The organism is Streptomyces sp. NPDC048496 (assembly GCF_043200055.1).
Classification (GTDB): domain Bacteria; phylum Actinomycetota; class Actinomycetes; order Streptomycetales; family Streptomycetaceae; genus Streptomyces.
On the sequence record NZ_JBICXB010000001.1, the window covers coordinates 203,744 to 229,168 of the forward strand.

At 69.5% G+C, this 25,425-nt stretch carries 22 protein-coding genes and 2 pseudogenes; 11 read left to right on the forward strand and 13 right to left on the reverse strand.

Features of this window, described 5'->3' with window-relative positions; genetic code table 11:
* Nucleotides 1-198 precede the first annotated feature (198 nt).
* Complete coding sequence (locus tag ACGFSA_RS00975) at nt 199-1,827, forward strand: protein kinase (RefSeq protein WP_393297748.1); 1,629 nt, start codon at nt 199-201, stop codon at nt 1,825-1,827.
* A gap of 28 nt (nt 1,828-1,855) precedes the next feature.
* Here the strand turns inward: ACGFSA_RS00975 and ACGFSA_RS00980 are convergent, their stop codons facing one another.
* From ACGFSA_RS00980 to ACGFSA_RS00990, 3 genes are all read right to left on the reverse strand, one after another.
* Nucleotides 1,856-2,839, reverse strand: coding sequence for a phosphotransferase (locus tag ACGFSA_RS00980; RefSeq protein ID WP_393298357.1), 984 nt, complete (start codon nt 2,837-2,839; stop codon nt 1,856-1,858).
* A gap of 63 nt (nt 2,840-2,902) precedes the next feature.
* A complete protein-coding gene (locus ACGFSA_RS00985; RefSeq protein WP_393297751.1) occupies nt 2,903-3,331 on the reverse strand; it encodes a pyridoxamine 5'-phosphate oxidase family protein in 429 nt (142 codons plus the stop codon).
* A 141-nt stretch (nt 3,332-3,472) separates the two neighbouring features.
* Entirely contained in the window at nt 3,473-4,132 is a 660-nt protein-coding gene (locus tag ACGFSA_RS00990) for a response regulator (RefSeq protein ID WP_393298360.1), read from the reverse strand.
* A gap of 338 nt (nt 4,133-4,470) precedes the next feature.
* Between ACGFSA_RS00990 and pdhA the strand changes: the two genes are divergently transcribed.
* From pdhA to ACGFSA_RS01005, 3 genes are read left to right on the forward strand one after another with little or no spacing between them, the layout of a single operon-like run.
* Nucleotides 4,471-5,619 (forward strand): pyruvate dehydrogenase (acetyl-transferring) E1 component subunit alpha, encoded by a 1,149-nt coding sequence (pdhA, locus tag ACGFSA_RS00995; RefSeq protein WP_393297754.1) that lies wholly within the window; start codon nt 4,471-4,473, stop codon nt 5,617-5,619.
* 2 nt (nt 5,620-5,621) lie between these two features.
* On the forward strand, nt 5,622-6,602 hold the full coding sequence (locus tag ACGFSA_RS01000) for an alpha-ketoacid dehydrogenase subunit beta (RefSeq protein ID WP_393297757.1): 981 nt from the start codon (nt 5,622-5,624) through the stop codon (nt 6,600-6,602).
* Between the two features lie 11 nt (nt 6,603-6,613).
* Nucleotides 6,614-8,008: a dihydrolipoamide acetyltransferase family protein gene (locus ACGFSA_RS01005; RefSeq protein ID WP_393297760.1), complete on the forward strand. Its 1,395-nt coding sequence runs from the start codon at nt 6,614-6,616 to the stop codon at nt 8,006-8,008.
* Nucleotides 8,009-8,085: 77 nt separating this feature from the next.
* Here the strand turns inward: ACGFSA_RS01005 and ACGFSA_RS01010 are convergent, their stop codons facing one another.
* Nucleotides 8,086-10,095: a PA14 domain-containing protein gene (locus ACGFSA_RS01010; protein WP_393297763.1), complete on the reverse strand. Its 2,010-nt coding sequence runs from the start codon at nt 10,093-10,095 to the stop codon at nt 8,086-8,088.
* A gap of 114 nt (nt 10,096-10,209) precedes the next feature.
* Nucleotides 10,210-11,109 (reverse strand): D-alanyl-D-alanine carboxypeptidase family protein, encoded by a 900-nt coding sequence (locus ACGFSA_RS01015; RefSeq protein WP_393297766.1) that lies wholly within the window; start codon nt 11,107-11,109, stop codon nt 10,210-10,212.
* Nucleotides 11,110-11,282: 173 nt separating this feature from the next.
* Here ACGFSA_RS01015 and ACGFSA_RS01020 point away from each other — a divergent pair, with 173 nt between their 5' ends.
* Nucleotides 11,283-11,957: a GntR family transcriptional regulator gene (locus tag ACGFSA_RS01020; RefSeq protein WP_393297768.1), complete on the forward strand. Its 675-nt coding sequence runs from the start codon at nt 11,283-11,285 to the stop codon at nt 11,955-11,957.
* The gene (locus tag ACGFSA_RS01025; RefSeq protein ID WP_393297771.1) at nt 11,954-13,264 is read left to right on the forward strand and encodes a nitrate/nitrite transporter; all 1,311 of its coding nucleotides are present in this window, start codon (nt 11,954-11,956) and stop codon (nt 13,262-13,264) included. Before ACGFSA_RS01020 ends, ACGFSA_RS01025 begins: the two co-directional genes overlap by 4 nt.
* Before the next feature lie 72 nt (nt 13,265-13,336).
* Here ACGFSA_RS01025 and ACGFSA_RS01030 read toward each other — a convergent pair whose 3' ends face one another.
* Nucleotides 13,337-14,161, reverse strand: coding sequence for a maleylpyruvate isomerase family mycothiol-dependent enzyme (locus tag ACGFSA_RS01030; RefSeq protein WP_393297774.1), 825 nt, complete (start codon nt 14,159-14,161; stop codon nt 13,337-13,339).
* 182 nt (nt 14,162-14,343) lie between these two features.
* Here ACGFSA_RS01030 and ACGFSA_RS01035 point away from each other — a divergent pair, with 182 nt between their 5' ends.
* The gene (locus ACGFSA_RS01035) at nt 14,344-15,144 is read left to right on the forward strand and encodes a carbon-nitrogen family hydrolase (RefSeq protein ID WP_393297777.1); all 801 of its coding nucleotides are present in this window, start codon (nt 14,344-14,346) and stop codon (nt 15,142-15,144) included.
* Nucleotides 15,145-15,256: 112 nt separating this feature from the next.
* Here the strand turns inward: ACGFSA_RS01035 and ACGFSA_RS01040 are convergent, their stop codons facing one another.
* Nucleotides 15,257-15,748 carry an LURP-one-related/scramblase family protein gene (locus tag ACGFSA_RS01040; RefSeq protein WP_393297780.1) on the reverse strand — a complete coding sequence of 164 codons (492 nt, stop codon included), beginning with the start codon at nt 15,746-15,748 and terminating at the stop codon, nt 15,257-15,259.
* A gap of 121 nt (nt 15,749-15,869) precedes the next feature.
* Between ACGFSA_RS01040 and ACGFSA_RS01045 the strand changes: the two genes are divergently transcribed.
* On the forward strand, nt 15,870-17,687 hold the full coding sequence (locus ACGFSA_RS01045; protein ID WP_393297783.1) for an NHL domain-containing thioredoxin family protein: 1,818 nt from the start codon (nt 15,870-15,872) through the stop codon (nt 17,685-17,687).
* Between the two features lie 13 nt (nt 17,688-17,700).
* Here the strand turns inward: ACGFSA_RS01045 and ACGFSA_RS01050 are convergent.
* The 5 genes and pseudogenes from ACGFSA_RS01050 to ACGFSA_RS01070 form a co-directional block, all read right to left on the reverse strand.
* Nucleotides 17,701-17,781: pseudogene (locus ACGFSA_RS01050) on the reverse strand (DUF4232 domain-containing protein); the annotation flags it as partial.
* A 113-nt stretch (nt 17,782-17,894) separates the two neighbouring features.
* Nucleotides 17,895-19,193 (reverse strand): M18 family aminopeptidase, encoded by a 1,299-nt coding sequence (locus ACGFSA_RS01055; protein ID WP_393297786.1) that lies wholly within the window; start codon nt 19,191-19,193, stop codon nt 17,895-17,897.
* A 34-nt stretch (nt 19,194-19,227) separates the two neighbouring features.
* On the reverse strand, nt 19,228-19,431 hold the full coding sequence (locus ACGFSA_RS01060) for a hypothetical protein (RefSeq protein ID WP_393297789.1): 204 nt from the start codon (nt 19,429-19,431) through the stop codon (nt 19,228-19,230).
* 35 nt (nt 19,432-19,466) lie between these two features.
* Nucleotides 19,467-20,090 carry a Uma2 family endonuclease gene (locus ACGFSA_RS01065; RefSeq protein ID WP_393297792.1) on the reverse strand — a complete coding sequence of 208 codons (624 nt, stop codon included), beginning with the start codon at nt 20,088-20,090 and terminating at the stop codon, nt 19,467-19,469.
* 111 nt (nt 20,091-20,201) lie between these two features.
* Nucleotides 20,202-22,028, reverse strand: a complete 1,827-nt coding sequence (locus ACGFSA_RS01070) for an acyl-CoA dehydrogenase (protein WP_393297795.1) — start codon at nt 22,026-22,028, stop codon at nt 20,202-20,204.
* Nucleotides 22,029-22,200: 172 nt separating this feature from the next.
* Here ACGFSA_RS01070 and ACGFSA_RS01075 point away from each other — a divergent pair, with 172 nt between their 5' ends.
* The 3 genes from ACGFSA_RS01075 (at nt 22,201) to ACGFSA_RS01085 (ending at nt 24,997) form a co-directional block, all read left to right on the forward strand.
* A complete protein-coding gene (locus tag ACGFSA_RS01075) occupies nt 22,201-22,641 on the forward strand; it encodes an SseB family protein (RefSeq protein ID WP_037701899.1) in 441 nt (146 codons plus the stop codon).
* Nucleotides 22,642-22,847: 206 nt separating this feature from the next.
* Nucleotides 22,848-23,810, forward strand: coding sequence for a pirin family protein (locus ACGFSA_RS01080; protein WP_393297798.1), 963 nt, complete (start codon nt 22,848-22,850; stop codon nt 23,808-23,810).
* Nucleotides 23,811-23,896: 86 nt separating this feature from the next.
* Nucleotides 23,897-24,997 (forward strand): AI-2E family transporter, encoded by a 1,101-nt coding sequence (locus tag ACGFSA_RS01085; protein ID WP_393297801.1) that lies wholly within the window; start codon nt 23,897-23,899, stop codon nt 24,995-24,997.
* A gap of 92 nt (nt 24,998-25,089) precedes the next feature.
* On the opposite strand, the pseudogene ACGFSA_RS01090 reads toward ACGFSA_RS01085, so the two are convergent.
* Nucleotides 25,090-25,420 (reverse strand): annotated as a pseudogene (locus ACGFSA_RS01090) (hypothetical protein); the annotation flags it as partial.
* Between the last annotated feature and the right edge of the window lie 5 nt (nt 25,421-25,425).

Here is a 25,425-nt window from a genome sequence, read left to right on the forward strand (position 1 = left end):
ACGCACAAGAAGCGTCTCGGAAGCGTTACAGGAAAAGCATGGAATGTGCGTGATCGGTGCGGCGGCCGGTTCGATGGCCCGTCCCTCTCGAGAACCGGGTGTCCGGTAGAGCCTGTAGCGTGACGTGGCAATGCAGCAAGGCATGCAAGACACCGTGAGAACCCGCGGACGCGCGGACAGATACGACGGCGAGGACTGATGGCACCCGAACCCGAAGCAAACGGCGGCGGAGTCTCGGATGCAGCCGACTCCTGGGGCATCGGAGGTGTGGTCGGTGACGGACGTTACCGGATGACACACCGGCTGGGCCGGGGCGGCATGGCCGAGGTCTTTGCCGCGGAGGACGTCCGGCTGGGACGTACCGTCGCGGTGAAGCTGCTCCGTTCCGATCTTGCCGAGGACCCGGTCTCCAAGGCCCGGTTCACGCGTGAGGCACAGTCGGTCGCGGGCCTCAACCACCATGCGATCGTCGCCGTGTACGACTCCGGTGAGGACGTCGTGGGCGGCCAGACCGTCCCGTACATCGTGATGGAGCTCGTCGAGGGCCGCACCATCCGTGATCTGCTGCTCAATGCCGAGGCGCCGCCGCCCGAGCAGGCGTTGATCATCGTCTCGGGGGTGCTGGAGGCCCTCGCGTACTCGCACCAGCACGGCATCGTGCACCGTGACATCAAGCCGGCCAACGTGATCATCACGAACTCCGGCGCGGTCAAGGTGATGGACTTCGGCATCGCCCGTGCGCTGCACGGCGCGCAGTCGACGATGACCCAGACCGGCATGGTCATGGGCACGCCGCAGTACCTCTCCCCCGAGCAGGCGCTGGGCAAGGCCGTCGACCACCGCTCCGACCTCTACGCCACCGGCTGTCTGCTCTACGAACTCCTCGCGCTGCGGCCCCCGTTCACGGGCGAGACGCCGCTCTCCGTGGTGTACCAGCACGTCCAGGACATTCCGGTCCCGCCGTCCGAGATCCTGGACGCGGTGCCGCCGGAGCTGGACGGGCTCGTCATGCGGTCGCTCGCGAAGGACCCGGACGACCGGTTCCAGAGCGCCGAGGAGATGCGCGGGCTGGTCCAGTACAGCCTGCAGATGCTCCAGGTGCAGGGCGGCCACACGGGTACGTGGAACACCGGCCCGGTCGCGATGCACGAAGGCGGACACACCCCGGCCATGGGCATTGCCGGGGGCACGATGGCGATGAGCCAGCCGCAGCACGGGGACACCTCGCAGGGCCCGATCCTGCCGCCGATGAACCCCGACGACGGTGGCTACGAAGGCGGACACCAGGGCGGTGGCGGTCGCGGCAAGCTGTGGCTGTTCGTCGTGCTCGCGCTGATCGCGATCGGCGCCGGTGTCGCCATGGCGGTCAACGCGGCGAAAGACCCCGGCAACCAGCAGGAGAAGAAGCCCGTGCCGGCCTCCAGCTCGCCGTCCCCGTCGAAGACTTCGCCCTCACCGAGCGACCAGCAGAGCGAGGGCGGCCAGCAGCCGGAGAACTCCACCGGCAACCAGCATGACTCACGGCCGACGAAGCGCTATTCCCCGCCCGTCACGCCGAGCGATTCGCCCGAGGTGCCGTCGACCGAGCCGTCGAAATCGGCCACGGGTGGCAGCACCGACGGCGGCACGGGTGCGACCGACGGCGGTACCGGGGCGACGGACGGCGGTACCGGGGCGACGGACGGCGGTACCGGGGCGACCGACGGCGGCACGGGTGCGACCGACGGCGGTACCGGGGCGACCGACGGCGGCACGGGTACGTCGACCGGAACCTCTGCCGGAGCGGCCGGAGCGGCCGGCACCACCGCGGGCACCACCGTCCCGTAACCGCGCAGAGCGTTCACGGGGGGTGAGCTCACCCCGTGAACGCCTCGCGCACCGCCTCGTACTCCCTCGTCCACCAGACCGCCAGGGCCGATACCGCAGGAAACTGCGGGTCGGCCCTTCGGTCGTCCAGGCGGTAGCGCCAGCGCAGTGTCCAGAAGTCGTTGAGCCGCTCCCACCACACCCGGTGCACCGCGGCAGCCAGTTCGCAGGCGCCCGCCCCGACCGCACGCCGGTAGGCCCGCGCGTAGGCCCGTACCCTCTCCAGGTCCAGCTTCCCGGCGGGCTGTACGAAGAAGATCGCTGCGGCCCGTACCGCCTCCTCGGCGCGCGGCTGCACCCCCAGCCGGTCCCAGTCGATGATCGCCACCGGGTCGGCGCCCCGGTACAGCACGTTCAGCGGGTGGAAGTCGCCGTGCACCCAGCCGGTCGCCGGGATGTCGGGGGTGGGCGGCCGGCGGTCGGCGTGCCGCTCCAGCAGGGCACGCCGTTCGACGAGGCGGTGCTCGGCCAGCTCGTCGAAGGAGTCCCGGGGGCGGCGTTCGCGCGCCGCGGCCAGCAGATCGTCGATCAGCGCGAACGTGTCGACGGCGTCCGGACTGGCATGCCCGCGTCCCCCGGTCGCCCCCGTCTCTATCACCTGCGCGAGCCCCGTGTGTACGGCTCCGAGAAGCGCCCCGAGCCGTTCCGACTGGGCGAGGGTCAGCTGGGCGCCGACCCGGTGCAGTCCGTCCACCCAGGGGTGCAGCGCGTAGCACCGGCCGTCGATCTCCGTGACCGTGTCGCCCTCCGTGTCCTCGACGGGCGGGGCGACCGGCACCCCGAGCGACTGCAGCCGCTGGGTGGCGCGGTGCTGGCGGACGATCGTCGCGCGGTCGCCGGTGGAGTCGTCGAGATGGTGTTTGAGGAAGTACGAGCCGCGGGTGGTGGAGACGCGGTAGCCGTGGTTGAGAAGGCCCTTGGTGAGGGGCTTGCAGCTGAGGGGCTCACCGGTGTCCGGGTAGCGGCGCAGCACCTCGCCGACCGGAGGAACAGGCGGGAGGGTGACAGATGAGCGCGGCACTCGCCAAATGGTAGATCACGCGGCGTGTCGGTTCGCCTGACTTGCGTGGAAGCCCAGAGTGTGCACGGTGACGAAATGCGGGGCGAGGCGGAGGTAGACCGGCTCGAAGGGTTCGCCGCTGACCTCCCGGGGTGCCGCACCGAAGCACTCGCGCTGTTCCTCGGTCGGATGCACGATCTCGGCAGGACCGGTGAACTGGACCGACCACAGGCCGCCGCCGTCGCCGGAGGCCGCCGTGTTGAAATTGTCCGCCCCGTACGCGACGACGGTGCCGTCGCACGAGGCGTGGTACCCGAGTCCGCTGTGCATCCGCAGGACGACGTGTCCGTCGATCACGATGTGACGGGCCACCGCCAGATAAGGGAGTGCCCGTCGGGTCGTCGCCAGCCGGCCGTACGGCACCCGGGCGAGCAGCTCGATCGCTTGCAGTTCCTCGGAGGACATGCGCTCCACTCTGCGATACCGCGGTGGGCACAGAAAGAGGCCGCAGCCCCGGGTGATCCGGGACCAAAGTCCCGAGGGCCGCCCGGGACCGCGGCCCCGTCGGAGAGGAGGGCGGGCGCCCGCGGCCCCGTCCCGTACCGCTCAGCGCTGCTCGGCCTGGAGCCGCGCCACATAGGCGGCTGCCTGCGAGCGGCGCTCCATGCCCAGCTTGGAGAGCAGGCTGGAGACATAGTTCTTAATCGTCTTCTCGGCGAGATGGAGCCGCTCACCGATCACCCGGTTCGTCAGCCCCTCGCCGATCAGATCGAGGATCTTGCGCTCCTGGTCGGTGAGGCTCGCGAGCCTGTCGTCGCCCCGGCCCTTCTTTCCCTCGCGCAGCCGCTCCAGCACACGCGCGGTCGCGACCGGGTCCAGCAGCGATTTTCCGGCCGCCACATCCCGTACCGCATTCAGCAGCTCATTGCCGCGGATCGCTTTGAGTACATATCCCGACGCGCCCGCCATGATCGCGTCGAAGAGAGCTTCGTCATCGGCGTACGAGGTCAGCATCAGGCAGTGGATGCTGTCGTCCAGGGACCGGATCTCCCGGCAGACCTCCACCCCGCTGCCGTCCGGCAGCCGTACGTCGAGCACCGCCACATCGGGCCGCGTGGCGGGGATGCGCACCAGAGCGTCCGCCGCCGTACCGGCTTCGCCGACGACTTCGATGTCGTCCTCGACCGAGAGCAGCTCATGGACCCCGCGTCGCACGACCTCATGGTCGTCCAACAGAAATACGGTGATTTTTCCTTCTTCGCGCACAATCGCAGTCTCACACACTCCCCTCTTCCCTGCCGCTGAACGGCGGGATAACGTGCCGTTGTTCCGGCGGCCTGCAAGGCTGTTCCCAGTGCTGTGACCAGCGAGAGTTCCCGATTTTCTCGATTTACTTGGAAATCCAAGCAAAATCGCAGGTCAGAGAGTGTTTCGCAGTTGTGCGATGCACTGGGTAACGTGCCTTTGACAGGACGCTCGCCGGGGCACCTGTCACGCCTGTTCCCGGCCGAGCGGCACCCACCCCGTGCACGGGTACGGACACAGGCGAGCCGCACTGGTCTCCCGGCAGACCCCGGGGGCCGGACCGACGGAGGAGCACGCACGTGACCGTGGAGAGCACTGCCGCGCGCAAACCGCGACGCAGCAGCAAGCGGACCAGCGCCGCGAAGACGCCACAGAGTTCCGAGCCCGAGCTTGTACAGCTGCTGACGCCCGAGGGCGAGCGCGTCGAGCATCCGGACTACACGATCGACCTGACCGCGGACGAGCTGCGCGGTCTGTACCGGGACATGGTCCTGACCCGCCGCTTCGACGCCGAGGCGACCGCCCTGCAGCGTCAGGGCGAACTGGGTCTGTGGGCCTCGCTGCTCGGTCAGGAGGCCGCGCAGATCGGTTCCGGCCGAGCACTGCGCGATGACGACTACGTCTTCCCGACCTACCGTGAGCACGGTGTCGCCTGGTGCCGCGGGGTCGACCCGACCAATCTGCTCGGGATGTTCCGCGGTGTGAATCACGGCGGCTGGGACCCGAACAGCAACAACTTCCACCTGTACACGATCGTCATCGGCTCGCAGACCCTGCACGCCACCGGCTACGCCATGGGCGTCGCCAAGGACGGCGCGGACTCCGCCGTGATCGCGTACTTCGGGGACGGCGCCTCCAGTCAGGGCGACGTCGCCGAGTCGTTCACCTTCTCCGCGGTCTACAACGCCCCGGTCGTCTTCTTCTGCCAGAACAACCAGTGGGCGATCTCCGAGCCCACCGAGAGGCAGACCCGCGTCCCGCTCTACCAGCGCGCGCAGGGCTTCGGCTTCCCCGGAGTCCGGGTCGACGGCAACGACGTACTCGCCTGCCTCGCCGTCACCAAGTCGGCGCTGGAGCGGGCCCGCCGGGGCGAGGGACCCACCCTCGTCGAGGCGTTCACCTACCGGATGGGCGCGCACACCACCTCCGACGACCCGACGAAGTACCGAGCGGACGAGGAACGCGCCTCCTGGGAGGCCAAGGATCCGATCCTGCGGCTCCGGACGTACCTGGAGAAGCAGGACCTCGCCGACGAGGCGTACTTCTCCGCGCTCGACGAGGAGAGCGAGGCTCTCGGCAAGCGGGTCCGTGAAGCGGTACGGGCCATGCCCGATCCGGACCGGCTGGCGATCTTCGACCACGCGTACGCCGACGGCAGCCCCCTCGTCGATGAGGAGCGCGCCCAGTTCGCCGCCTACCAGGCTTCGTTCGCCGAGGAGGGCAACTAGTCATGGCCCTGGAAAAGATGTCCATCGCGAAGGCGCTCAACGAGTCGCTGCGCAAGGCCCTCGACACCGACCCCAAGGTCCTCATCATGGGTGAGGACGTCGGCAAGCTGGGCGGGGTCTTCCGGATCACCGACGGGCTCCAGAAGGACTTCGGCGAGGACCGGGTCATCGACACGCCGCTCGCCGAGTCCGGCATCGTCGGCACCGCGATCGGTCTGGCCCTGCGCGGCTACCGGCCGATCGTGGAGATCCAGTTCGACGGCTTCGTCTTCCCCGCGTACGACCAGATCGTCACGCAGCTCGCGAAGATGCACGCCCGCGCGCTCGGCAAGATCAAGCTGCCGGTCGTCGTCCGGATCCCGTACGGCGGCGGCATCGGCGCCGTCGAGCACCACAGCGAGTCGCCCGAGGCGCTGTTCGCGCACGTCGCGGGGTTGAAGGTGGTCTCGCCGTCCAATGCCTCGGATGCCTACTGGATGATGCAGCAGGCCGTCCAGAGCGACGACCCGATCATCTTCTTCGAGCCGAAGCGGCGTTACTGGGACAAGGGCGAGGTCGAGACGGACCTCATTCCCGGTCCGCTGCACAGGGCCGCGACGGTACGGGAGGGCTCGGACCTCACCCTCGCCGCGTACGGCCCGATGGTGAAGGTCTGCCTGGAGGCCGCCGCGGCCGCCCAGGAGGAGGGCAAGTCGATCGAGGTCCTGGACCTGCGGTCGATGTCCCCGATCGACTTCGACGCCGTCCAGGCCTCGGTCGAGAAGACCGGCCGGCTGGTCGTCGTCCATGAGGCGCCGGTGTTCTACGGCTCCGGTGCCGAGATCGCCGCCCGCATCACCGAGCGCTGCTTCTACCATCTGGAGGCACCGGTGCTCAGGGTCGGCGGCTACCACGTCCCGTATCCGCCGGCGCGTCTCGAGGACGAGTATCTGCCGGGCCTGGACCGGGTGCTCGACGCCGTCGACCGCTCGCTGGCGTACTGAGGAGAGGGGTCGTGACGACGATGACCGAAACGTCTGCTCGCTTCCGTGAGTTCAAGATGCCCGACGTGGGCGAGGGGCTGACCGAGGCCGAGATCCTCAAGTGGTACGTACAGCCGGGCGACACCGTCACGGACGGCCAGGTCGTCTGCGAGGTCGAGACCGCGAAGGCGGCCGTGGAGCTGCCGATCCCGTTCGACGGCGTGGTGCACGAGCTGCGCTTCGCCGAGGGCACGACCGTCGACGTCGGCCAGGTGATCATCGCGGTGGACGTGGCGCCGGGCAGCGGTGACGCGGCTGCGGAGGCGCCTCCGGCTCCGGCCTCGGCCGAACCGGAACCGGAGGCGCCGAAGGGCCGCCAGCCGGTGCTGGTGGGCTACGGCGTGGCCGAGTCCTCCACCAAGCGCCGCGCCCGCAAGGGCGCCGAGCAGCCGGCGGCCGCGGCTGCCGCGATCCAGGGCGAGCTGAACGGTCACGGACCGGCCGTCCCGGAGAGCCGCCCGCTCGCCAAGCCGCCGGTGCGCAAGCTGGCCAAGGACCTGGGCATCGACCTGGCCACGGTCGTCCCGACCGGCGAGGGCGGGATCATCACGCGCGAGGACGTGCACGCGGCGGCCACGCCCGTACAGGCGCAGGCGACCGCACCCGCCCCGGTACCGGTCACGGTCCCGGAACCGGTGGTCACCGCTCCCGCCCCGCTACCGGGTGCCCGGGAGACCCGTATCCCGGTCAAGGGCGTGCGGAAGGCCATCGCGCAGGCCATGGTCGGCAGTGCGTTCACCGCACCGCATGTCACCGAGTTCGTGACGGTCGACGTCACGCGCACGATGAAGCTCGTGGCGGAGCTCAAGGAGGACAAGGACATGGCGGGGGTCCGGGTCAACCCGCTCCTGATCATTGCCAAGGCGCTCCTGGTCGCGATCAAGCGGAACCCCGAGGTCAACGCGGCCTGGGACGAGGCCAACCAGGAGATCGTGCAGAAGCACTACGTGAACCTGGGCATCGCGGCCGCCACCCCGCGCGGTCTGATCGTGCCGAACATCAAGGACGCGCACGAGCAGACGCTGCCGCAGCTCGCCGCGTCCCTGGGCGAGCTGGTCTCCACGGCCCGCGAGGGCAAGACGTCCCCCGCCGCGATGGCGGGCGGCACGGTGACCATCACCAACGTCGGCGTCTTCGGCGTCGACACGGGTACGCCGATCCTCAACCCGGGCGAGTCCGCGATCCTCGCGGTCGGGGCGATCAAGCTCCAGCCCTGGGTCCACAAGGGCAAGGTGAAGCCCCGTCAGGTGACCACCCTTGCCCTGTCGTTCGACCACCGCCTGGTCGACGGCGAGCTGGGCTCCAAGGTCCTGGCGGATGTCGCCGCGATCCTGGAACAGCCCAAGAGGCTGATCACCTGGGCCTGATGGCCGTGTGAGACGGAAGAAGCGGGCCTGCGCGGAGATTCCTTCCGCGCAGGCCCGCTTCTTCCTGTCGGGTCAGCTCACCCGGCGGGGGCCAGGATCACCCAGTCCGCGGCGGGCGCCGACCGGGTGCCGTCGGCGTACACGGCGGTCACCCGGTAGAAGTGGGTGGTGCCGGTCGGGGCGGTGGCGTCCGTGTACGACACCTCCGTGACGGGGTCGGCGGTCAGCTTCTCGTACGCGCCCGCGGTCGGGTTCCACCGTTCGACCAGGTAGCCCGTCGCATCGGCGACCGTGTTCCAGGACAGGTCCACCGAGGCGCCGGTGGTGCCCCGGGTCGCGGTGAGCGTGAGCAGGTCGTTGTCCGGGGTCTCCTCGGACGGTGTCAGGTCCAGCTCGGTGACGACAGCGATCTCGGCGCTGTGCGTCATCCGGAAGCTGGAGTTGCCGGAGGTGTCCTCGACGTCGATGAAGTAGCACCGCTCCTCACCGTCGGGCAGCCGCTCGTCGGTGTAGGACGTGGTGGCCGCGTCGAGGTACTCGCGCGAGGTGCCGTAGCAGACCCGCTCGTCCTCGCCGTCGATCAGCTCTCCGCGGTACACCACGTACCGCTCGAGATCGGGCTCGGTGTTGGCGTTCCAGTGCAGCTCGATGCCGTACTCGGTGGCCTTGGCGGTGAGCCCGGTGACCGGCGCGGGCGGGGTCACGTCCCTGGCGAGCGTGGTGACCTTGACCGTGGCCGAAGGAGCCGACTCCCGGCCCGAGCTGTCGTAGGCCTTGATGACGTAGTGGTAGGCGAGGCCGTCGGCCGGAGAGGTGTCGGTGCAGGTGTACTGGAGCCGTCCGTCGCCGAGCGTCTTCCAGGTGGTGCTGCAGCGGATCGGCGCGGCCGAGGTGTCCACGGGGAGCGTCTCGGAACGGTAGACGTGGAAGTCGTACACATCGCCGTCGACGGCGTGATCGGTCGTCCAGGTGAAGGTCGCACTGCTGATCCCCGGCGTCGCGACGATGTCCCGCGGCGCCGCGACCGGACGGTACGCCGCGACGGCGGGGCCGTACGCGGAGGCGCGCCCGGCACCGTCCACAGCGGCCACCTGGTAGGTCCACTTCTCGGAGCGCTTCACCGTGGTGTCGGTGAAGGCCGTGGCGGTGACGGAGCGGACCGATACGTGACCGTGCTGGTCGTCGCGCTTCAGGTTGTAGCGCACCGCGCCCGGGACGGGCTTCCAGGTCAGCACGATGCCGGCGTCGGTGCCCTTCGCGGTGAAGTCCGCCGGAGGGGTGACGGCGACAGTGGTCAGCGGTATGTCGGCACTGCCGATGGAGACGTTTCCGGCCTTGTCGTAGGCGCGGACCTCGAAGTAGTACGTCTTCCCGCCCTCGGGCGGGACCCCCGCGTACGAGGTCGCGGTGGTCGTCTTCACGAGGGTGAACGTGCTGGATCCCTTGAGCCGGCGGTAGACGCGGTAGCCGGCGAGGTCCATCTCCTTGTTCGCGGACCAGGTCACCTTGGCGTTCGCCGTGGCGTTGTCGAGGACCGCCTTCACGCCGACCGGGCTGAGCGGCTTGACCTTGTCGACGGTGGCCGACGTCCTCGGTGCGTAACCGAACTTGACGTCGGCCGGGCCCGTCCAGTTGACGAAGTCGATGCGCAGGGAGTGCTTCCCGGCGGGGACGGTGACGTTGACCGTCTTCTTCTGGGTGGTGGAGACGTTCTTCCAGATGTCGACCTTGCGCACCCCGTCGACGTACACGCGAATGCCGTCACGGGTCGCCACGGTGAAGGCGAAAGGGCCGCCGGAGCCGAAGTCCCGGGTCAGGGACCAGCGGACACCGAAGTTGTCCTTCGGCAGGCCGGAGGCGGGGGCGCCGGTGCCCCAGTTCTCGTTGATGACCGAGTCGCAGTCGGTCTTCTTCGGCGTACCGGAGAACGACGTGTTCGCGAAGAACTGCCGCTTGAAGACCGGCGAGGTGCAACTGGTCGCCGCAGCAGCGGGCGTGGCACTCACGGCGGTGAGCAGACTGCAGGAGGTCGCGGCGACCGACAGCGCGGCGACGCTGCGAAGCCGCCCGCGAGGAATGGTGGTCAATGTGTGTATTGCCCTTTCAGGCCGGATGGCGGGGGAGAACCCGCGGCCGGGTACAGGAAAGGGCCCGTCGTACCGCACGGCGGACCCCTCCTCGTGCCCCCGGAAGCGGGGGGACTACTTCTTGAAGGAGTAGTCCATGATCTTCTTCATGTCCGCGGCCCGGACGGTCGCGCTCGTGGAGCCCAGCACGGTGCCGATGACCGTCTTGCCGTTCCGGGTCGCGGCGAACACCAGGCAGTACCCGGCCGTCGGGCCGGAACCGGTCTTCACACCGATCGCACCGCTGTAGCTGCCGAGCATCGTGTTGGTGTTGGTCCACGACATGTAGCGGTAGCCACCGCTCTTCGTGGTGACCTTCTGCGTGGTCGACTTGGTCTTCACGACCGCGCGGAACGTGGAGTTCTTCATCGCACTGCTGGCGATCTTCGTCAGGTCGCGCGGCGTCGAGTAGTTCGAGCCGTTCCCTATGCCGTCGAACGAGTCGAAGTGGGTGTTCTTCAGACCGAGCGACTTGGCGGAGGCGTTCATCTTGCCGATGAACGACGTCACGCGGGCCGCGCGGGTGGTGCCGGTGCCGAACTTGTCGGCGAGCGCGTACGCGGCGTCGCAGCCGGACGGCAGCATCAGACCGTAGAGGAGCTGGCGGACGGTGACCTTGTCGCCGACGATCAGGTGCGCCGACGAGGCGCCCTTGGCGACGATGTAGTCGCTGTACGCCTTCTGGATCGTGACCTTGGAATCCAGGTTGAGGTTCGTCTGCGCCAGCACCACCTTGGCCGTCATGATCTTGGTGGTCGAGCCGGTGGAGCGACGGGTGTCCGCAGCCTTCGTGTAGAGGGTCGACGCGGTTCCGTTGTTCATCACGTAGCCGCCCTTGGCGGCGATCGTGGGGACGGGCAGCGTGGCAGCCTGCGCCGCGGAGGCGAAGACGCTGCCCGCGATGACAGCACCCGCGGTAAGAGCCACGGTGGCAGTGGCGGAAACGCGGTTTATGCCCTTAATGCCGATTTTCAACTTGAACGCTCCAAATGCCCCTGGAATGCGGCCGCATATCGGTGCCGCTCGGTGGTGAGACTCACGAGGCGCCCGAATGGATGTGCCGAATCCCCGGGTATTTTCCGGGGTTTTACCGTCCAGATTCCGGACGGTGCCGCCGCATACGTGCACGTTGTATCTATGCTGTGTGCATGCCTGCCGCACCCTCTGTCGTGACGCACCCGCGCGCCAAGCAGCCGCCCGCCGCCGAACGCGTCTACACCCACATCAAGCAGGCGGTTCTCGACCGCCGTTACGAGGGGGGCACGCTCCTCACCGAGGGCGACCTCGCGGACGCCGTCGGCGTCTCCCGTACGCCCGTGCGCGAGGCCTTGCTGCGGCTGGAGGTCGAAGGGCTGATCAAGCTCTATCCGAAGAAGGGGGCCCTGGTGCTTGCCGTCTCCGCGCAGGAGATCGCGGACGTGGTGGAGACCCGGCTGCTCGTAGAGGAGTTCGCCGCGCGCAAGGCCGTGCCCGCCTCGGCGAAGCTGATCGCCCGCCTGGAGGAACTGCTCGACGAGCAGCGGCGGCAGGTGGCGGTCGGCGACCTGGCCGCCGTGTCGGTCGCGGACCGCTGCTTCCACGCCGAGATCGTGCGCAACGCCGGCAACGAGATCCTGTCGCGCCTCTACGACCAGCTGCGCGACCGGCAGTTGCGGATGGGCGTCGCCGTGATGGAGGCGCATCCCGGCAGGATCGCCGCCAACATCACCGAGCACACCGAACTGCTCGAGGCCATCAGGGCCGGGGACGCGGACGGTGCCGCGCAGGTCGTACGACGCCATGTCAGCCGGGTCAAGGTGCTGGTCCGGGGTGAGGACCGGTGAGTTCTGCCGCCGCCCCCACCCTGTCCCTGCCCGGTGATCCGCCCGGCGGCCGGCGGGCCGCCCGGGTCTGGGGCATCGGCGTCGCCGTCTACTTCGTCGCCATCATCTTCCGTACGAGCCTCGGGGTCGCCGGTCTCGACGCCGCCGACCGGTTCGACGTCAACGCCTCCGCGCTGTCGACGTTCTCCATCCTTCAGCTGCTCGTCTACGCGGGCATGCAGATACCTGTCGGCCTGATGGTCGACCGGCTCGGCACCAAGAAGGTCCTCACCCTCGGGGCCGTCCTGTTCACCGTCGGGCAGCTCGGCTTCGCACTCTCCCCGTCGTACGGCATGGCGCTGGCCTCCCGGGCGCTGCTCGGCTGCGGCGACGCGATGACGTTCATCAGCGTGCTGCGGCTCGGCGCCCGCTGGTTCCCGGCCCGGCGCGGACCGCTCATCGGCCAGATCGCCGCGCTCTTCGGCATGGCGGGCAACCTCGTCTCCACGCTCTTCATCGCCCGCGCCCTGCACAGCTTCGGCTGGACCGCCACGTTCGCGGGCAGCGCGGCCGCCGGGGCCGTGGTCCTCGTCCTGCTCCTCCTCTTCCTGAAGGACCACCCCGAGGGGTACGAGCCGCCGCCCGTCGAACACGCGGGCGCCGCCTACGTACGCAAGCAGATCGCCGCCGCGTGGCGGGAGCCCGGCACCCGGCTCGGGATGTGGGTGCACTTCACCACACAGTTCCCGGCGATGGTGTTCCTGCTGCTGTGGGGGATGCCGTTCCTGGTGGAGGCACAGGGGCTGAGCCGGTCCACCGCCGGGGAGCTGCTCACCCTGGTGGTGCTCTCCAACATGGCCGTCGGCCTCGTCTACGGACAGGTCATCGCCCGCCACCACGTCGCGCGCGCCCCGCTCGCCCTCGGCACGGTCGCGGTGACGGCCGTCGTGTGGGCGTCGACGATCCTGTACCCGGGCGACCATGCGCCGATGTGGCTGCTGATCACGCTCTGCGCCGTGCTCGGCGCCTGCGGACCCGCCTCGATGATCGGCTTCGACTTCGCACGCCCGGCCAACCCGCCGCAGCGACAGGGCACCGCATCGGGGATCGTCAACATGGGCGGTTTCATCGCCTCGATGACGACACTGTTCGCCGTCGGTGTGCTGCTCGACGCGACGGGGGACAACTACCGCATCGCGTTCGCCTCGGTCTTCGTCCTGGAGGCGGTCGGGGTCGTGCAGATCCTGCGGCTGCACGCCCGTGCCACGCTCCGCGAGCGGAACCACCATGTGATCAGCCGCGTGGAGGCTGTGCACGTCCCCGCGTGAGGCCTGCCTCAGCCGGTCCGGCGGCGCGCCCGTCTCTTCTGCTCACAAAGACGGGCGCCGCCGACCGTGGCGTTACGGCGTGACGGCGAAGTTCCGCAGGATCGCCGTCGCCAGCTCCTGGTCGCCCTCGACCTTGATCCGGTCCGCGACCGCCGTCGCCCGCACCCGTCCGCAGGCCAGCCGGACGTACGTCTCCCAGTCCATCGCCAGCGTCACCACGGGCCCCAGCGACGGCGAACCGTCCACCGAACCGCGGCCGTCCGCGTCGACCCTGACCGTGCGCAGGAACTCCATCGGCCCGTGCACGTCGAGCACGACCGCCGAATTCGGCGGTGCGCCCGCGTCCTTGGCGACCACCTTCGGCAGCGCGGCGAGGAGCGTGTCCCGGGTGATGGTGGCACCGGGGGAGTCGAGATTGCCGGGCTTGCCCAGCGTCGTACGCAGATCCTGCTCGTGCACCCAGACGTCGAAGGCCCGCATCCGCAGTGCCAGTTCGAGGGTCTGCTCGGCGCCGAGCGGCGCGCGGGTCATGGTCTCCGGGGCACGCGACTCGTTCCGCAGCTGACGCGAGCGGCGGATGATCGTGTACTCCAGCTCGGAGGTCATCTCGGGTGCGGTGTGGTGACGCCGTACATCGACCTGCATCTCCATGTAACGGGTGAAGTCGTTCTGTACGTGGTAGAGATCGCGCGGCAGCGAGTGGATCGGCCGCGGATCGCCGAGCTGCTCGCACTCCATACCGATGATGTGCGAGACGATGTCGCGCACCGACCAACCGGGGCACGGTGTACGGCGATTCCACTCCCCCTCGGCGAGCGGCGTCACCAGCTCGGCTATCGACTCGATGGAGTGGGTCCAGGCATCGGCGTAGGTCTGGAGGCTGGGATGGACGGTCACGGGACCCCTCGTGCGGTTCTGCGGTGCATGGGCTGGACTGCTGGCGCGGTCGGCGGGCGGCGGCTGCGGGCTGCGTGGGAGGTTCGGTCGCTAAGTTACGCTGCGAGCAGGCACCCCGGCAGTGCTTTCATGTGACGATCGTAGGCCTGTGTTGACGGCTCGAATGCCAGGACGGTGGTAGTGTGCGCGCCTCCCTCATCCAGATCGCAGTAGACCCGGACGAATCCGTCAATTCCCGCAGGGACCGAGTCGCTTCCCTGGTCGCGGGCCGGCGCGGTGCCGATCTGGTGGTCCTTCCCGAGCTGTGGCCGGTCGGCGCGTTCGCGTACGCCGCCTTCGCCGACGAGGCGGAACCGCTCCGGGGACCCACCCACGACCTGATGGCGAAGGCCGCGGCCGACGCCGGGGTCTGGCTGCACGCGGGCTCCTTCGTGGAGCGCGCCGACGACGGCACGCTCTACAACACCTCGCTGGTCTTCACGCCCGAGGGCGAGCTCGCCGCCGCGTACCGCAAGATCCACCGCTTCGGCTTCGACAAGGGCGAGGCGGTGATGATGGGCGCCGGCGAGGACCTGGTCACGGTCGCCCTGCCGCAGACCACGCTCGGCCTCGCCACCTGCTACGACCTGCGCTTCCCCGAACTGTTCCGCGGCCTCGTCGACGCCGGTGCGCAGACGCTCGTCGTCCCGGCGGGCTGGCCGGAGCGGCGCCGCGCCCACTGGACTCTGCTCGCCCAGGCGCGTGCCGTGGAGAACCAGGCGTATGTCCTGGCCGTCGGCACCGCCGGCACCCACGCCGGGGTCCAGCAGGCCGGACACAGCATCGCCGTCGACCCGTGGGGCGAGGTGCTCGCCGAGGCGGGCGCGGACGAGGAGGTGCTCACCGTGGAGTTCGACCCGGCGAAGGTCGCCACCACGCGGGAGCAGTTCCCGGCGCTCAAGGACCGACGGCTGGGTCTCGTCCCGCCGTCGAGCGGCTGCTGACGCATCGGTCGGACCGGACTTCGCACCACCGTCGGGCACCCGCCGGCGTATCCGCCGGACCGAGCCTCGCCCCATCGTCGGGCGGGGCCCGGTTTCACGTGAAACGTCCCGGTCAGCCGTCGCGCTCCTTGTCCGCGAGCACGACGACGCACACCGATACGGCGATGAGCAGTGCCGCGTCGGCGTCCTCCCGTACGACATCGATGCCGTACGTGTCCCGTACGGTCAGCCAACGCCGTGAGATCTGGGCCAGGAGTTCGCCGTCGTAGTCGATGGCGAACTCGCGGTCCAGGATCTTGCCGCTGACATCGAGCTCGGTGCCGTCGACCAGCGTCACCCGGTAATGGTTGCGCAGCAGCGAGAGCCGCTTCCGCTTGACCCTGGCGAGCTGCTCGCCGTCGCGCTCGATGAGCATCGTGTCGCGCAGACTGAGCAGCTTCTGCCGGATCTCGACCAGGATCCGGCCCTGCGCGTCCTTCAGTTCGAAGGTGTCGCGCACCCGCATCGCCTTGCCGTCGACGAGGAAGACCTTGCGCCCGTCCGCGTCCTCGATCCAGTAGTCGTCGCCGACAGCGAACAGTCGCTCACGCACCAGGAATCTCATGGCTGACAGGTTCCCCTGGTGACGCCCCGGGATACGTGAGACTCCCCGGGACGCGCGGGAGCTCAAAAAGGCCGGAGACCCTCCGGAATGCGGAGGCGCTGCGGTGATGTTGACTGTTCACATGGCAACACGTGCGCGCGTCAGGGCCCCCGAGCTGGTCGGCAAGGGCGGCTGGCTCAATACCGGTGACCACCAGTACACCCTTGCTGACCTGCGAGGGCGCGTTGTCATTCTGGATTTTTGGACATTTTGCTGTGTGAACTGTCTGCATGTCCTCGATGAGCTGCGCGAGCTGGAGGAGAAGCACCGCGACACCGTGGTGATCATCGGTGTGCACTCGCCGAAGTTCGTCCACGAGGCCGAGCACCAGGCCGTCGTCGATGCCGTCGAGCGGTACGAGGTCCACCACCCCGTCCTCGACGACCCCGAGCTCGCCACCTGGAAGCAGTACGCCGTACGGGCCTGGCCGACGCTCGTCGTCATCGACCCCGAGGGCTATGTCGTCGCCCAGCACGCCGGCGAGGGCCATGCGCACGCCATCGAGAAGCTCGTCGAGGAGCTGGAGGCCGAGCACGCCGAGAAGGGCACGCTGCGCCGCGGCGACGGCCCGTACGTGGCGCCCGAGCCTGTCGCCACGCATCTGCGCTTCCCCGGCAAGGCCCTGCTGCTGGCCGACGGCGGCTTCCTGGTCTCCGACACCACCCGGCACCGCCTCGTCGAGCTCGACCCCGACGGCGAAACGGTGCGCCGCCACTTCGGCACCGGGGACCGCGGGTTCGCGGACGGCGGACCCGATGAGGTGCGGTTCAGCGAGCCGCAGGGGCTCGCCGTGCTGCCCGACGGCCGGATCGCGGTCGCCGACACCGTCAATCACGCCATCCGCGCCCTCGACCTCATGACCGGGGTGACGACGACCCTCGCCGGCACCGGCCGCCAGTGGTGGCAGGGCTCTCCGACGACCGGCCCGGCGCTCGAGGTCGACCTCTCCTCCCCGTGGGACGTCGCCTGGTTCGCCGACCGGCTGTGGATCGCCATGGCGGGCGTGCACCAGCTGTGGTCGTACGACCCCGACTCCGCAGCCGTGCAGGTCGCCGCGGGTACGACCAACGAAGGACTGGTCGACGGTCCGGCCGACGAGGCCTGGTTCGCCCAGCCGTCCGGGCTTGCCGCCTCGGCCGACGGCGACCGGCTCTGGGTCGCCGACTCGGAGACGTCCGCGCTGCGGTACGTGGACCGGGACGGGACCGTGCACACCGCCGTCGGCACCGGACTCTTCGACTTCGGCCACCGCGACGGCGCCGCCGGCCAGGCGCTGTTCCAGCACCCGCTGGGCGTCACCGCGCTGCCGGACGGGTCCGTCGCCGTCTGCGACACGTACAACCACGCGCTGCGGCGCTACGACCCCGCGAGTGGTGAGGTCACCACCCTGGCCACGGATCTGCGCGAGCCCAGCGACGCCGTGCTGGCCGACGGTGATCTCGTCGTCGTCGAATCCGCCCGGCACCGGCTGACCCGGCTGCGACTGCCCGAGGAAGCCGTACGCGTCGCCGGCCAGGCGCACCGCACCCAGCGCGCGGCCACCGAGATCTCCCCCGGCACGCTCCGGCTCGACGTGGTCTTCCAGGCGCCCGCCGGGCAGAAGCTGGACACCCGGTACGGTCCCTCGACCCGGCTGCTGGTCTCGTCGGCCCCGCCCGAGCTGCTGGCGGAGGGTGCGGGGCCCGGCACCGATCTTTTCCGCGACCTGGTCCTGGCCGACGGCGTCACCGAAGGGGTCCTGCATGTGTCCGCGATGGCGGCGTCCTGCGACGACGACCCGGAGAACGAGTACCCGGCCTGCCACGTCCACCAGCAGGACTGGGGCGTCCCCGTCCGCGTGAGTGCGCAGGGAACGCCGCGGCTGCCGCTGGTGCTCGCCGGAATGGACGAGCAGGCCTGATGGGCCGGCGGGCTCAGAAGTCGTCTGCGCCGTTGCGCAGCTCGTACGTCCAGTAGCCGGTCGCCCACTTCGCCGGGTCGACGGCGATGCCCTCGCTGCCGCGCGCCCGAACCGGCCCGGCCGACGCGGAACGGGCAGGCCCCGACGGAAGAGGCCTGCCCGCAATCGGACCTGTCCGGAGTCGGACCTGCCCGGAAAACGACCTGCTCAGCCCGCCAGGAAGGCGGCCAGCGCGTTCGCCAGCAGATACGGGTCGTCCGCGCCGCACAGCTCACGCGCACTGTGCATCGACAGGATCGCGACGCCGATGTCCACGGTCTGGATGCCGTGCCGGGCCGCGGTGATCGGGCCGATCGTCGTGCCGCACGGCATCGAGTTGTTGGAGACGAACGTCTGCCACGGCACGCCCGCCTTCTCGCACGCCGCCGCGAACACGGCCCGGCCGCTGCCGTCCGTCGCGTACCGCATGTTGACGTTGACCTTGAGGATCGGCCCGCCGTTCGCGACCGGGTGGTGCGTCGGGTCGTGGCGCTCCCCGTAGTTGGGGTGGATCGCGTGACCGGTGTCGGAGGAGAGGCAGACGGTCCCCGCGAACGCCCGGGCACGGTCCTCGTACGTACCGCCGCGGGCGAAGACGGAGCGCTCCAGTACCGTGCCGAGCAGCGGGCCGTCCGCGCCGGTGTCGGACTGCGAACCGTTCTCCTCGTGGTCGAACGCGGCCAGCACCGGGATGTACGGAAGTTCCTCGTCCGGCTGTCCGGCGACGGTGGCGAGCGCGGCGGTCGCCGCGTGCACGGAGAGCAGGTTGTCCATCCGCGGCCCGGCCACCAGTTCACGGTCCCGGCCCAGGTACGACGGCCGCTCCACCGGATGCGGCATCAGGTCCCAGCCGGTCACGTCGTCGGCGGCGACGCCCGCCTCCGCGGCGACGAACCGGATCAGGCCGCCCTCCTCGACGTCCCCGAGCCCCCAGATCGGCTGCATGTGCTTCTGCCGGTCGAGCTTGAGGCCGTCGGTGTTGGCCGACCGGTCCAGATGCACGGCCAGCTGAGGCACGCGCAGCAGCGGTCGGTCGATGTTGACCAGCCGGTGCGTGCCGTCGCGCAGGCTGATCCGGCCCGCGAGACCGAGGTCCCGGTCCAGCCAGGTGTTGAGCAGCGTCCCGCCGTAGACCTCGACGGCGATCTGCCGCCAGCCGTACGACCCCGTGTCGGGCAGCGGCTTCACCCGCAGGTTCGGCGAGTCGGTGTGCGCCCCGACGATCCGGAACGGGGTGTGCGCCCCGGCGCCCTCCGGCACGTACCACGCGACGATCGCCCCGCCGCGCAGCACGTACTTCCCACCGGTGGAAGCGTCCCAGGCCGCGGTCTCCTCGACCTGCCGGAAGCCGGCCTTCTCCAGCCGCGCCGCGGCGGTGGCCACGGCGTGGTACGGGGAGGGGGAGGCCATCAGGAAGGCCATCAGATCGTCGGTGTGACCGCGGTCGAAGCGGAGGGGAGAACTCATGTTCTTCACTGTAACGAGGCCGGACCGGGACGGTTCACCGTCGCCCCGCGGGCGGGCGGCCCGCGGGGCGTCCGGGCAGCGCCGCCGAGGGCTTCTCGCCGTTCTGGCCGGCCCTGTCCCCGCCGTACCACTCGGCCAGGGCGTTGTACGCGGCGTCCACGGCCCTCTCGTCCTGGTAGGCGACGGTCCAGAAGTCATGGATGAACCCGTCCCCTCCGGCTACCGGATGCCCGATCACAGAGAGGAGGACAGGGGCCGTTGGGGAGACCCGGTCTACAGCTTGTCGATGGCGGTCAGGTCGATGTCGATGTCGTACGGGGCGGAGAGCTTGAGCCGGTCGTGGTGGACGCCGGTGGAGACGTACGTCTTGTTGACCGGGTCCAGCTGATACGTCCAGACCACGGGCCGGTCGTTCTCGGCCATCTCGACGAGCCAGAAGTTCGGGATGCCCGCTCCCGCGTACTTGTGCGGCTTGGTGTCGCGGTCCCTGGCCTCGGAGTCGGGGGAGACGACCTCGACGGCGAGCAGGACGTCGGCAGCCTGGTAGCGGGTCTGGCGCTGGTCCCCGTCCGCTTCGGCCGTGACCACGACGAGGTCGGGTTCCGGGGCGTTTCGCTTGCCGAGCACGACGGCCATTTCGCGGCGGACACGCAGATCCCCTGGAACGTGGCTGCGCAGCCCCTGTTCCAGCAGATACATCGCCAGTGTGTGGAACTTCCGCTGCGGACTCACGAAAACCAGACTCCCGTCGATCAGCTCTGTGTGCGGCGGGAGGTCGTGAAGAGTGAACAGGTCGTCGACGGTATAGCCGTCCGGCGGCGGGACCGGCCATGTGGAATCGTCGCGCCGCGGCTGCGACGCCTCGGGCAGTGCCTCGGCGGTCATGGTTCCTCCCATGGACGGGATTCTCGGCCGTGCACTCAGCGTACCCAGCTGATACGACAGCACCGCCACCCGAAAGCGTGTCCGGGTGACGGCGCGTGTTGACGATCGTGAGCGGGGTGGGGACTAGAATGCGGCCTCGTCCAGCTCCATCAGCGAACCGTCGACCGCCTCGGCGAGCGCGCGCTCGGCCGAGACGCCCGGCAGGACGTTCGCGGCGAAGAACTTCGCGGCGGCGATCTTGCCCCGGTAGAAGGCGACGTCCTTCGCGGAGGCGGTCGGCAGCTTCTCGGCCGCGACGGCCGCGCCCTTGAGCAGCAGGTAACCGACGACGACATCGCCGGAGGCCATCAGCAGGCGCGTGGTGTTGAGGCCCACCTTGTAGATGTTCTTGACGTCCTCGCCGGTCGCGGTGAGGTCGGTGATCATCGTGCCGACGATCGCCTCCAGGTCCACGGCCGCCTTCGCGAGCGCGTCCAGCGCGCCGGACAGCTCCTCGTTGCCCTGGGCGCCCGCGAGGAACTTCTTGATCTCCTCGGACAGCGCGTTGAGCGAGGCACCCTGGTCACGGACGATCTTCCGGAAGAAGAAGTCCTGGCCCTGGATCGCCGTCGTGCCCTCGTAGAGGGTGTCGATCTTGGCGTCCCGGATGTACTGCTCGATCGGGTACTCCTGGAGGTACCCGGAGCCGCCGAACGTCTGGAGCGACTGCGCCAGCTGCTCGTACGACCTCTCGGAGCCGTAGCCCTTCACGATCGGGAGCAGCAGGTCGTTGAGGCCGTGCAGCGCCTTCGCGTCCTCGCCCGCGGCCTCCTTCTCCTGGATCGCGTCCTGGACGGAGGCGGTGTACAGCACGAGGGAGCGCATGCCCTCCGCGTACGCCTTCTGCGTCATCAGCGAACGGCGCACGTCGGGGTGGTGCGTGATGGTGACCTTGGGCGCGGTCTTGTCCATGAAGTTCGCCAGGTCGGTGCCCTGGACGCGCTCCTTGGCGTACTCCAGCGCGTTCAGGTAACCCGTCGAGAGGGTGGCGATGGCCTTCGTGCCGACCATCATCCGGGCGAACTCGATGATGCGGAACATCTGGCGGATGCCGTCGTGCTTGTCGCCGATCAGCCAGCCCTTGGCGGGGTGCTGGTCGCCGAACGTCATCTCGCACGTGTTGGACGCCTTGAGGCCCATCTTGTGCTCGACGTTCGTCGCGTACACGCCGTTGCGCTCGCCCAACTCGCCGGTGGTCCAGTCGAAGTGGAACTTCGGGACCATGAAGAGCGACAGGCCCTTCGTGCCGGGGCCCGCGCCCTCGGGGCGGGCCAGCACGTAGTGAATGATGTTCTCGGACATGTCGTGCTCGCCCGAGGTGATGAAGCGCTTCACGCCCTCGATGTGCCAGGAGCCGTCCTCCTGCTCGACGGCCTTCGTGCGGCCGGCGCCGACGTCCGAACCGGCGTCCGGCTCGGTCAGCACCATCGTCGAGCCCCATTGTCTCTCGACGGCGATCTCGGCGATCTTCTTCTGCGCCTCGTTGCCCTCGTCGAAGAGGATTCCGGCGAACGCCGGGCCGGAGGAGTACATCCACACGGCCGGGTTCGAGCCGAGGAGCAGCTCCGCGTAGGACCAGATCAGGGAGCGCGGCGAGGTGGTGCCGCCGATCTCCTCGGGCAGACCCAGGCGCCAGTACTCGGAGTCCATGAAGGCCTGGTAGGACTTCTTGAAGGAGGCCGGGACCGGTGCGGTGTTGGTCTCCGGGTCGAAGACCGGCGGGTTGCGGTCGGCGTCGGCGAACGAGTCGGCGAGCTCGTTCTCGGCGAGGCGGTTGACCTCGTCGAGGATGCTCTTCGCGGTCTCGACGTCCATCTCCGCGAACGGTCCGGTGCCGTACAGCTTGTCGCGCCCGAGGACCTCGAAGAGGTTGAACTCGATGTCGCGGAGATTCGACTTGTAGTGCCCCATGGGAAGGCTCCGTAATCAATAGCAGTGGCGCACAGCGCCCCGGGGAGGGGTGAGGGCCGGGCGGGCGACGAGCTGGCGGTGCGTATATCAGCTGACCTCACCGATGATGCTACCCGCCAGTAATAAGACGCAACCCCTCAAGGGCCTGATGTGTCCGATTACTCTTTGCGGCATGTACGGCTACGACCAGAACCAGGGCGCACAGCAGCAGATGGGTGGCGGCTATGGCGAGCAGCCGCTGTATCCCGAGCCCTCGCCTCCCTCCCTCGGTGATGCGGTACGGGCCTTCACCACGGGTTCTCTGTCCGCCGAGGACTTCCAGCAGATCTTCGCGTCGTCGAAGGTCTACTGCCCGCGCGGCGACAATCCCGGCTTCCTCGCCCTGCACAACACCCAGCAGCCGGTGATCCCCATGTTCACCACGCTCAAGGAGCTGCGGCTGTACGCGGGGAAGGAGTCCAAGTACTTCGTGATCACCGGCGCCGAGGTGATCGATCTGCTGCCGACCGGCTACGGCTTCGTCCTCGACATGGAGGGCGAGCACCGCATGGTCTTCGACGCCAAGGCCGTGGAGCAGATGGTCGACTTCGCGATGCGTCGCATGTACGGCTAGGCGCCACTGCTTCGCAGACGTCGCCAGGTGCCACTGCTTCGCAGACGTCTGATTCCTGACCTCCGAGAAGGGGTCCGTACCTGTCGGGTGCGGGCCCCTTCTCGTTGTCCGGGGAGGGGCTGCGGCGGTGCGGGAATGCCGCGGCCCTTGCAGGATGTTCACTGTTCAACTAAATTGAACTCAGGACAATCCCGGAGGTGGCTCCCATGCCCGCAGTGACCGTCGAAAACCCGCTGACCCTGCCCAAGGTCGCCGCCTCGGGCGACGCCACGGCCCGTCCCGTGCTCGCCGTCACGACGGCGCCGAGCGGATTCGAGGGCGAAGGCTTCCCGGTTCGCCGCGCGTTCGCCGGGATCAACTACAAGTACCTCGACCCGTTCATCATGATGGATCAGATGGGTGAGGTGGAGTACCAGCCCGGAGAGCCGAAGGGCACCCCGTGGCACCCGCACCGCGGCTTCGAGACCGTGACGTACCTGATCGACGGAACCTTCGTCCACCAGGACAGCAACGGTGGCGGCGGCACCATCCAGAACGGCGACACCCAGTGGATGACGGCCGGTTCCGGCCTCCTCCACATCGAGGCGCCGCCGGAGTCCCTCGTCATGTCGGGCGGCCTCTTCCACGGGCTGCAGCTCTGGGTGAACCTGCCCAAGGCCGACAAGATGATGGCCCCCCGCTACCAGGACATCCGCGGCGGCCAGGTCCAGCTCCTCGCCTCCCCGGACGGCGGCGCGCTGCTCCGCGTCATCGCCGGTGAGCTCGACGGGCACGAGGGTCCGGGGGTCACCCACACCCCGATCACGATGATCCACGCCACCGTGCGCCCCGGCGCCGACGTGACCCTGCCGTGGCGCGAGGACTTCAACGGACTCGCGTACGTGCTGGCCGGTCGCGGCACGGTCGGCCAGGAGCGCCGTCCCGTCCACATGGGGCAGACCGCCGTCTTCGGCACCGGCTCCTCGCTGACCGTCCGCGCGGACGAGAAGCAGGACGGCCACACCCCGGACCTGGAGGTCGTCCTGCTCGGCGGCCGCCCCATCCGGGAGCCGATGGCGCACTACGGGCCGTTCGTCATGAACAGCCAGGCCGAACTGAAGCAGGCCTTCGAGGACTTCCAGGCCGGCCGCCTCGGCACCGTGCCCGCAGTCCACGGCATGGGTGAGTGACCCGCGTGACGGGTCGGTCTGACGGCCCGTCACCCGTTCGGTCGTACAAGCGGGACATGGCTCCCGCACCGTGATCGGGTGGGAGGGTGGATACCCGGAAACCCCTCCTGCCCGACATCGCGCGGCGAACAGCTGCCTGGTGCGCCGTACTTCTGCTGGTCACCGGTGTTGCCGCGGTCGCCATCTGGCTGTGCGTCACCCTCAAGACGGCCGTCACCCCGGTGCTGCTCGCGCTGCTCGGTACGGCGCTGCTCGGCCCGGTTTACCGATGGCTGGCCGTCCGAGGGGTGAACCGGTCGGTGGCCGCCGGGCTCACCTGCGCGCTGCTCGTCGTGTTCGCCGGCGGCGCCGGGTACATCGTCGTCACCGCATTCATCGACACCGGCGACCAGATCGTCCGGTCGCTGAAGGACGCCGGGCAGTGGGTCATCGACCATTTCGGCGTTGCTCGGAACACCAATGTGAACAACCTCGTCGCCAACGCGCGGAAGCTCGTCGAGAAGTTCGGCGCGAGCGCCGCGGGCGGACTGCTCACCGGGATCAGCCTGGTCGGCTCGCTGATCGCGACCGGCGTTCTCGCCCTGCTGCTCACCTTCTTCTTCCTGCGCGACTCCGACCGGGCCGTGAAACTCGCGCACTCCGTCGCCCCGCGCGGCACCGGTGACCTGGTCGAGGCGATGGGACGGCGGGCGTTCGAAGCGGTCGAGGGCTTCATGCGCGGCACGACGCTCATCGCGCTGATCGATGCCACCTGCATCACCGTGGGTCTGCTGATCCTGCGGGTGCCCGGGGCGGTGGGGCTGGGGGCGCTGGTCTTCGCCGGCGCGTACATCCCGTATCTCGGGGCGTTCATCTCGGGTGCCGTCGCCGTTCTGGTGGCGCTCGTCGACCGGGGGGTCGTGATCGCGCTCTGGGCGCTCGGGGTGGTGCTCGCGGTCCAGGTGCTGGAGGGGCACGTGCTGCAGCCGGTGATCCAGAGCCGTACGGTCCAGATGCACCCGGCCTTGATCATGATCGCGCTGACTGCGGGCGCGAGTGTGGCGGGCGTGCTGGGCATGCTGCTGGCGGTACCGGCGTGCGCGGCGGCGTTCGGCGTCCTCGGCGAACTCCGCACGCGCCACGCCCGGGACGAACCGCCATCCACCCCACCGAGCCCGTCCGCCCCGCCGGACCCCTCCGGCGGCTGAGGACGGGAACGGCACCCGGCCGCACCCGGAACCCCTTTCGGCCTCCCCCGCGATAGGGAGTGGGCTCCTGACGCCCTGCGACTCCTCACGTAGTCCTCGCCGCTCGTCGGCAGTGGTTCGGAACGGGTGCGTACGGTACGGAGCACCCGCCCGCGGTCGTCCACGATCCGCAGCCGTGGCTCGGCCAGGGTGCCCTCGACGACCGCGAGGTTCACCACCCCGTAGATCTCGTTCCAGTCGACCGGATGGAAACGCGCGCACCGCGGCCTCCCGGAATTCACCGGCTTCGGCGGGCAGCTCCAGCAGCCGGGCCGCCTCCGCATCGAGCGTGACGGTCCCGGCTCCGTTGCCCCGGCGCCACAGGCCGGTCGCCGTCGCGGCCAGGACGGCCGCCGGCGGGCTACCGCGGAGCGCCCCGGCCACGCCGG

Excerpts from the sequence above, each read along its gene's own strand:
- ACGFSA_RS00975 (WP_393297748.1), top strand. The coding sequence starts at position 199 with ATGGCACCCGAACCCGAAGCAAACGGCGGCGGAGTCTCGGATGCAGCC.
- ACGFSA_RS00985 (WP_393297751.1), bottom strand. The coding sequence starts at position 3,331 with ATGTCCTCCGAGGAACTGCAAGCGATCGAGCTGCTCGCCCGGGTGCCG.
- ACGFSA_RS01000 (WP_393297757.1), top strand. The coding sequence starts at position 5,622 with ATGGCCCTGGAAAAGATGTCCATCGCGAAGGCGCTCAACGAGTCGCTG.
- ACGFSA_RS01020 (WP_393297768.1), top strand. The coding sequence starts at position 11,283 with ATGCCTGCCGCACCCTCTGTCGTGACGCACCCGCGCGCCAAGCAGCCG.
- ACGFSA_RS01040 (WP_393297780.1), bottom strand. The coding sequence starts at position 15,748 with ATGAGATTCCTGGTGCGTGAGCGACTGTTCGCTGTCGGCGACGACTAC.
- ACGFSA_RS01045 (WP_393297783.1), top strand. The coding sequence starts at position 15,870 with ATGGCAACACGTGCGCGCGTCAGGGCCCCCGAGCTGGTCGGCAAGGGC.
- ACGFSA_RS01055 (WP_393297786.1), bottom strand. The coding sequence starts at position 19,193 with ATGAGTTCTCCCCTCCGCTTCGACCGCGGTCACACCGACGATCTGATG.
- ACGFSA_RS01065 (WP_393297792.1), bottom strand. The coding sequence starts at position 20,090 with ATGGGAGGAACCATGACCGCCGAGGCACTGCCCGAGGCGTCGCAGCCG.
- ACGFSA_RS01070 (WP_393297795.1), bottom strand. The coding sequence starts at position 22,028 with ATGGGGCACTACAAGTCGAATCTCCGCGACATCGAGTTCAACCTCTTC.
- ACGFSA_RS01075 (WP_037701899.1), top strand. The coding sequence starts at position 22,201 with ATGTACGGCTACGACCAGAACCAGGGCGCACAGCAGCAGATGGGTGGC.
- ACGFSA_RS01080 (WP_393297798.1), top strand. The coding sequence starts at position 22,848 with ATGCCCGCAGTGACCGTCGAAAACCCGCTGACCCTGCCCAAGGTCGCC.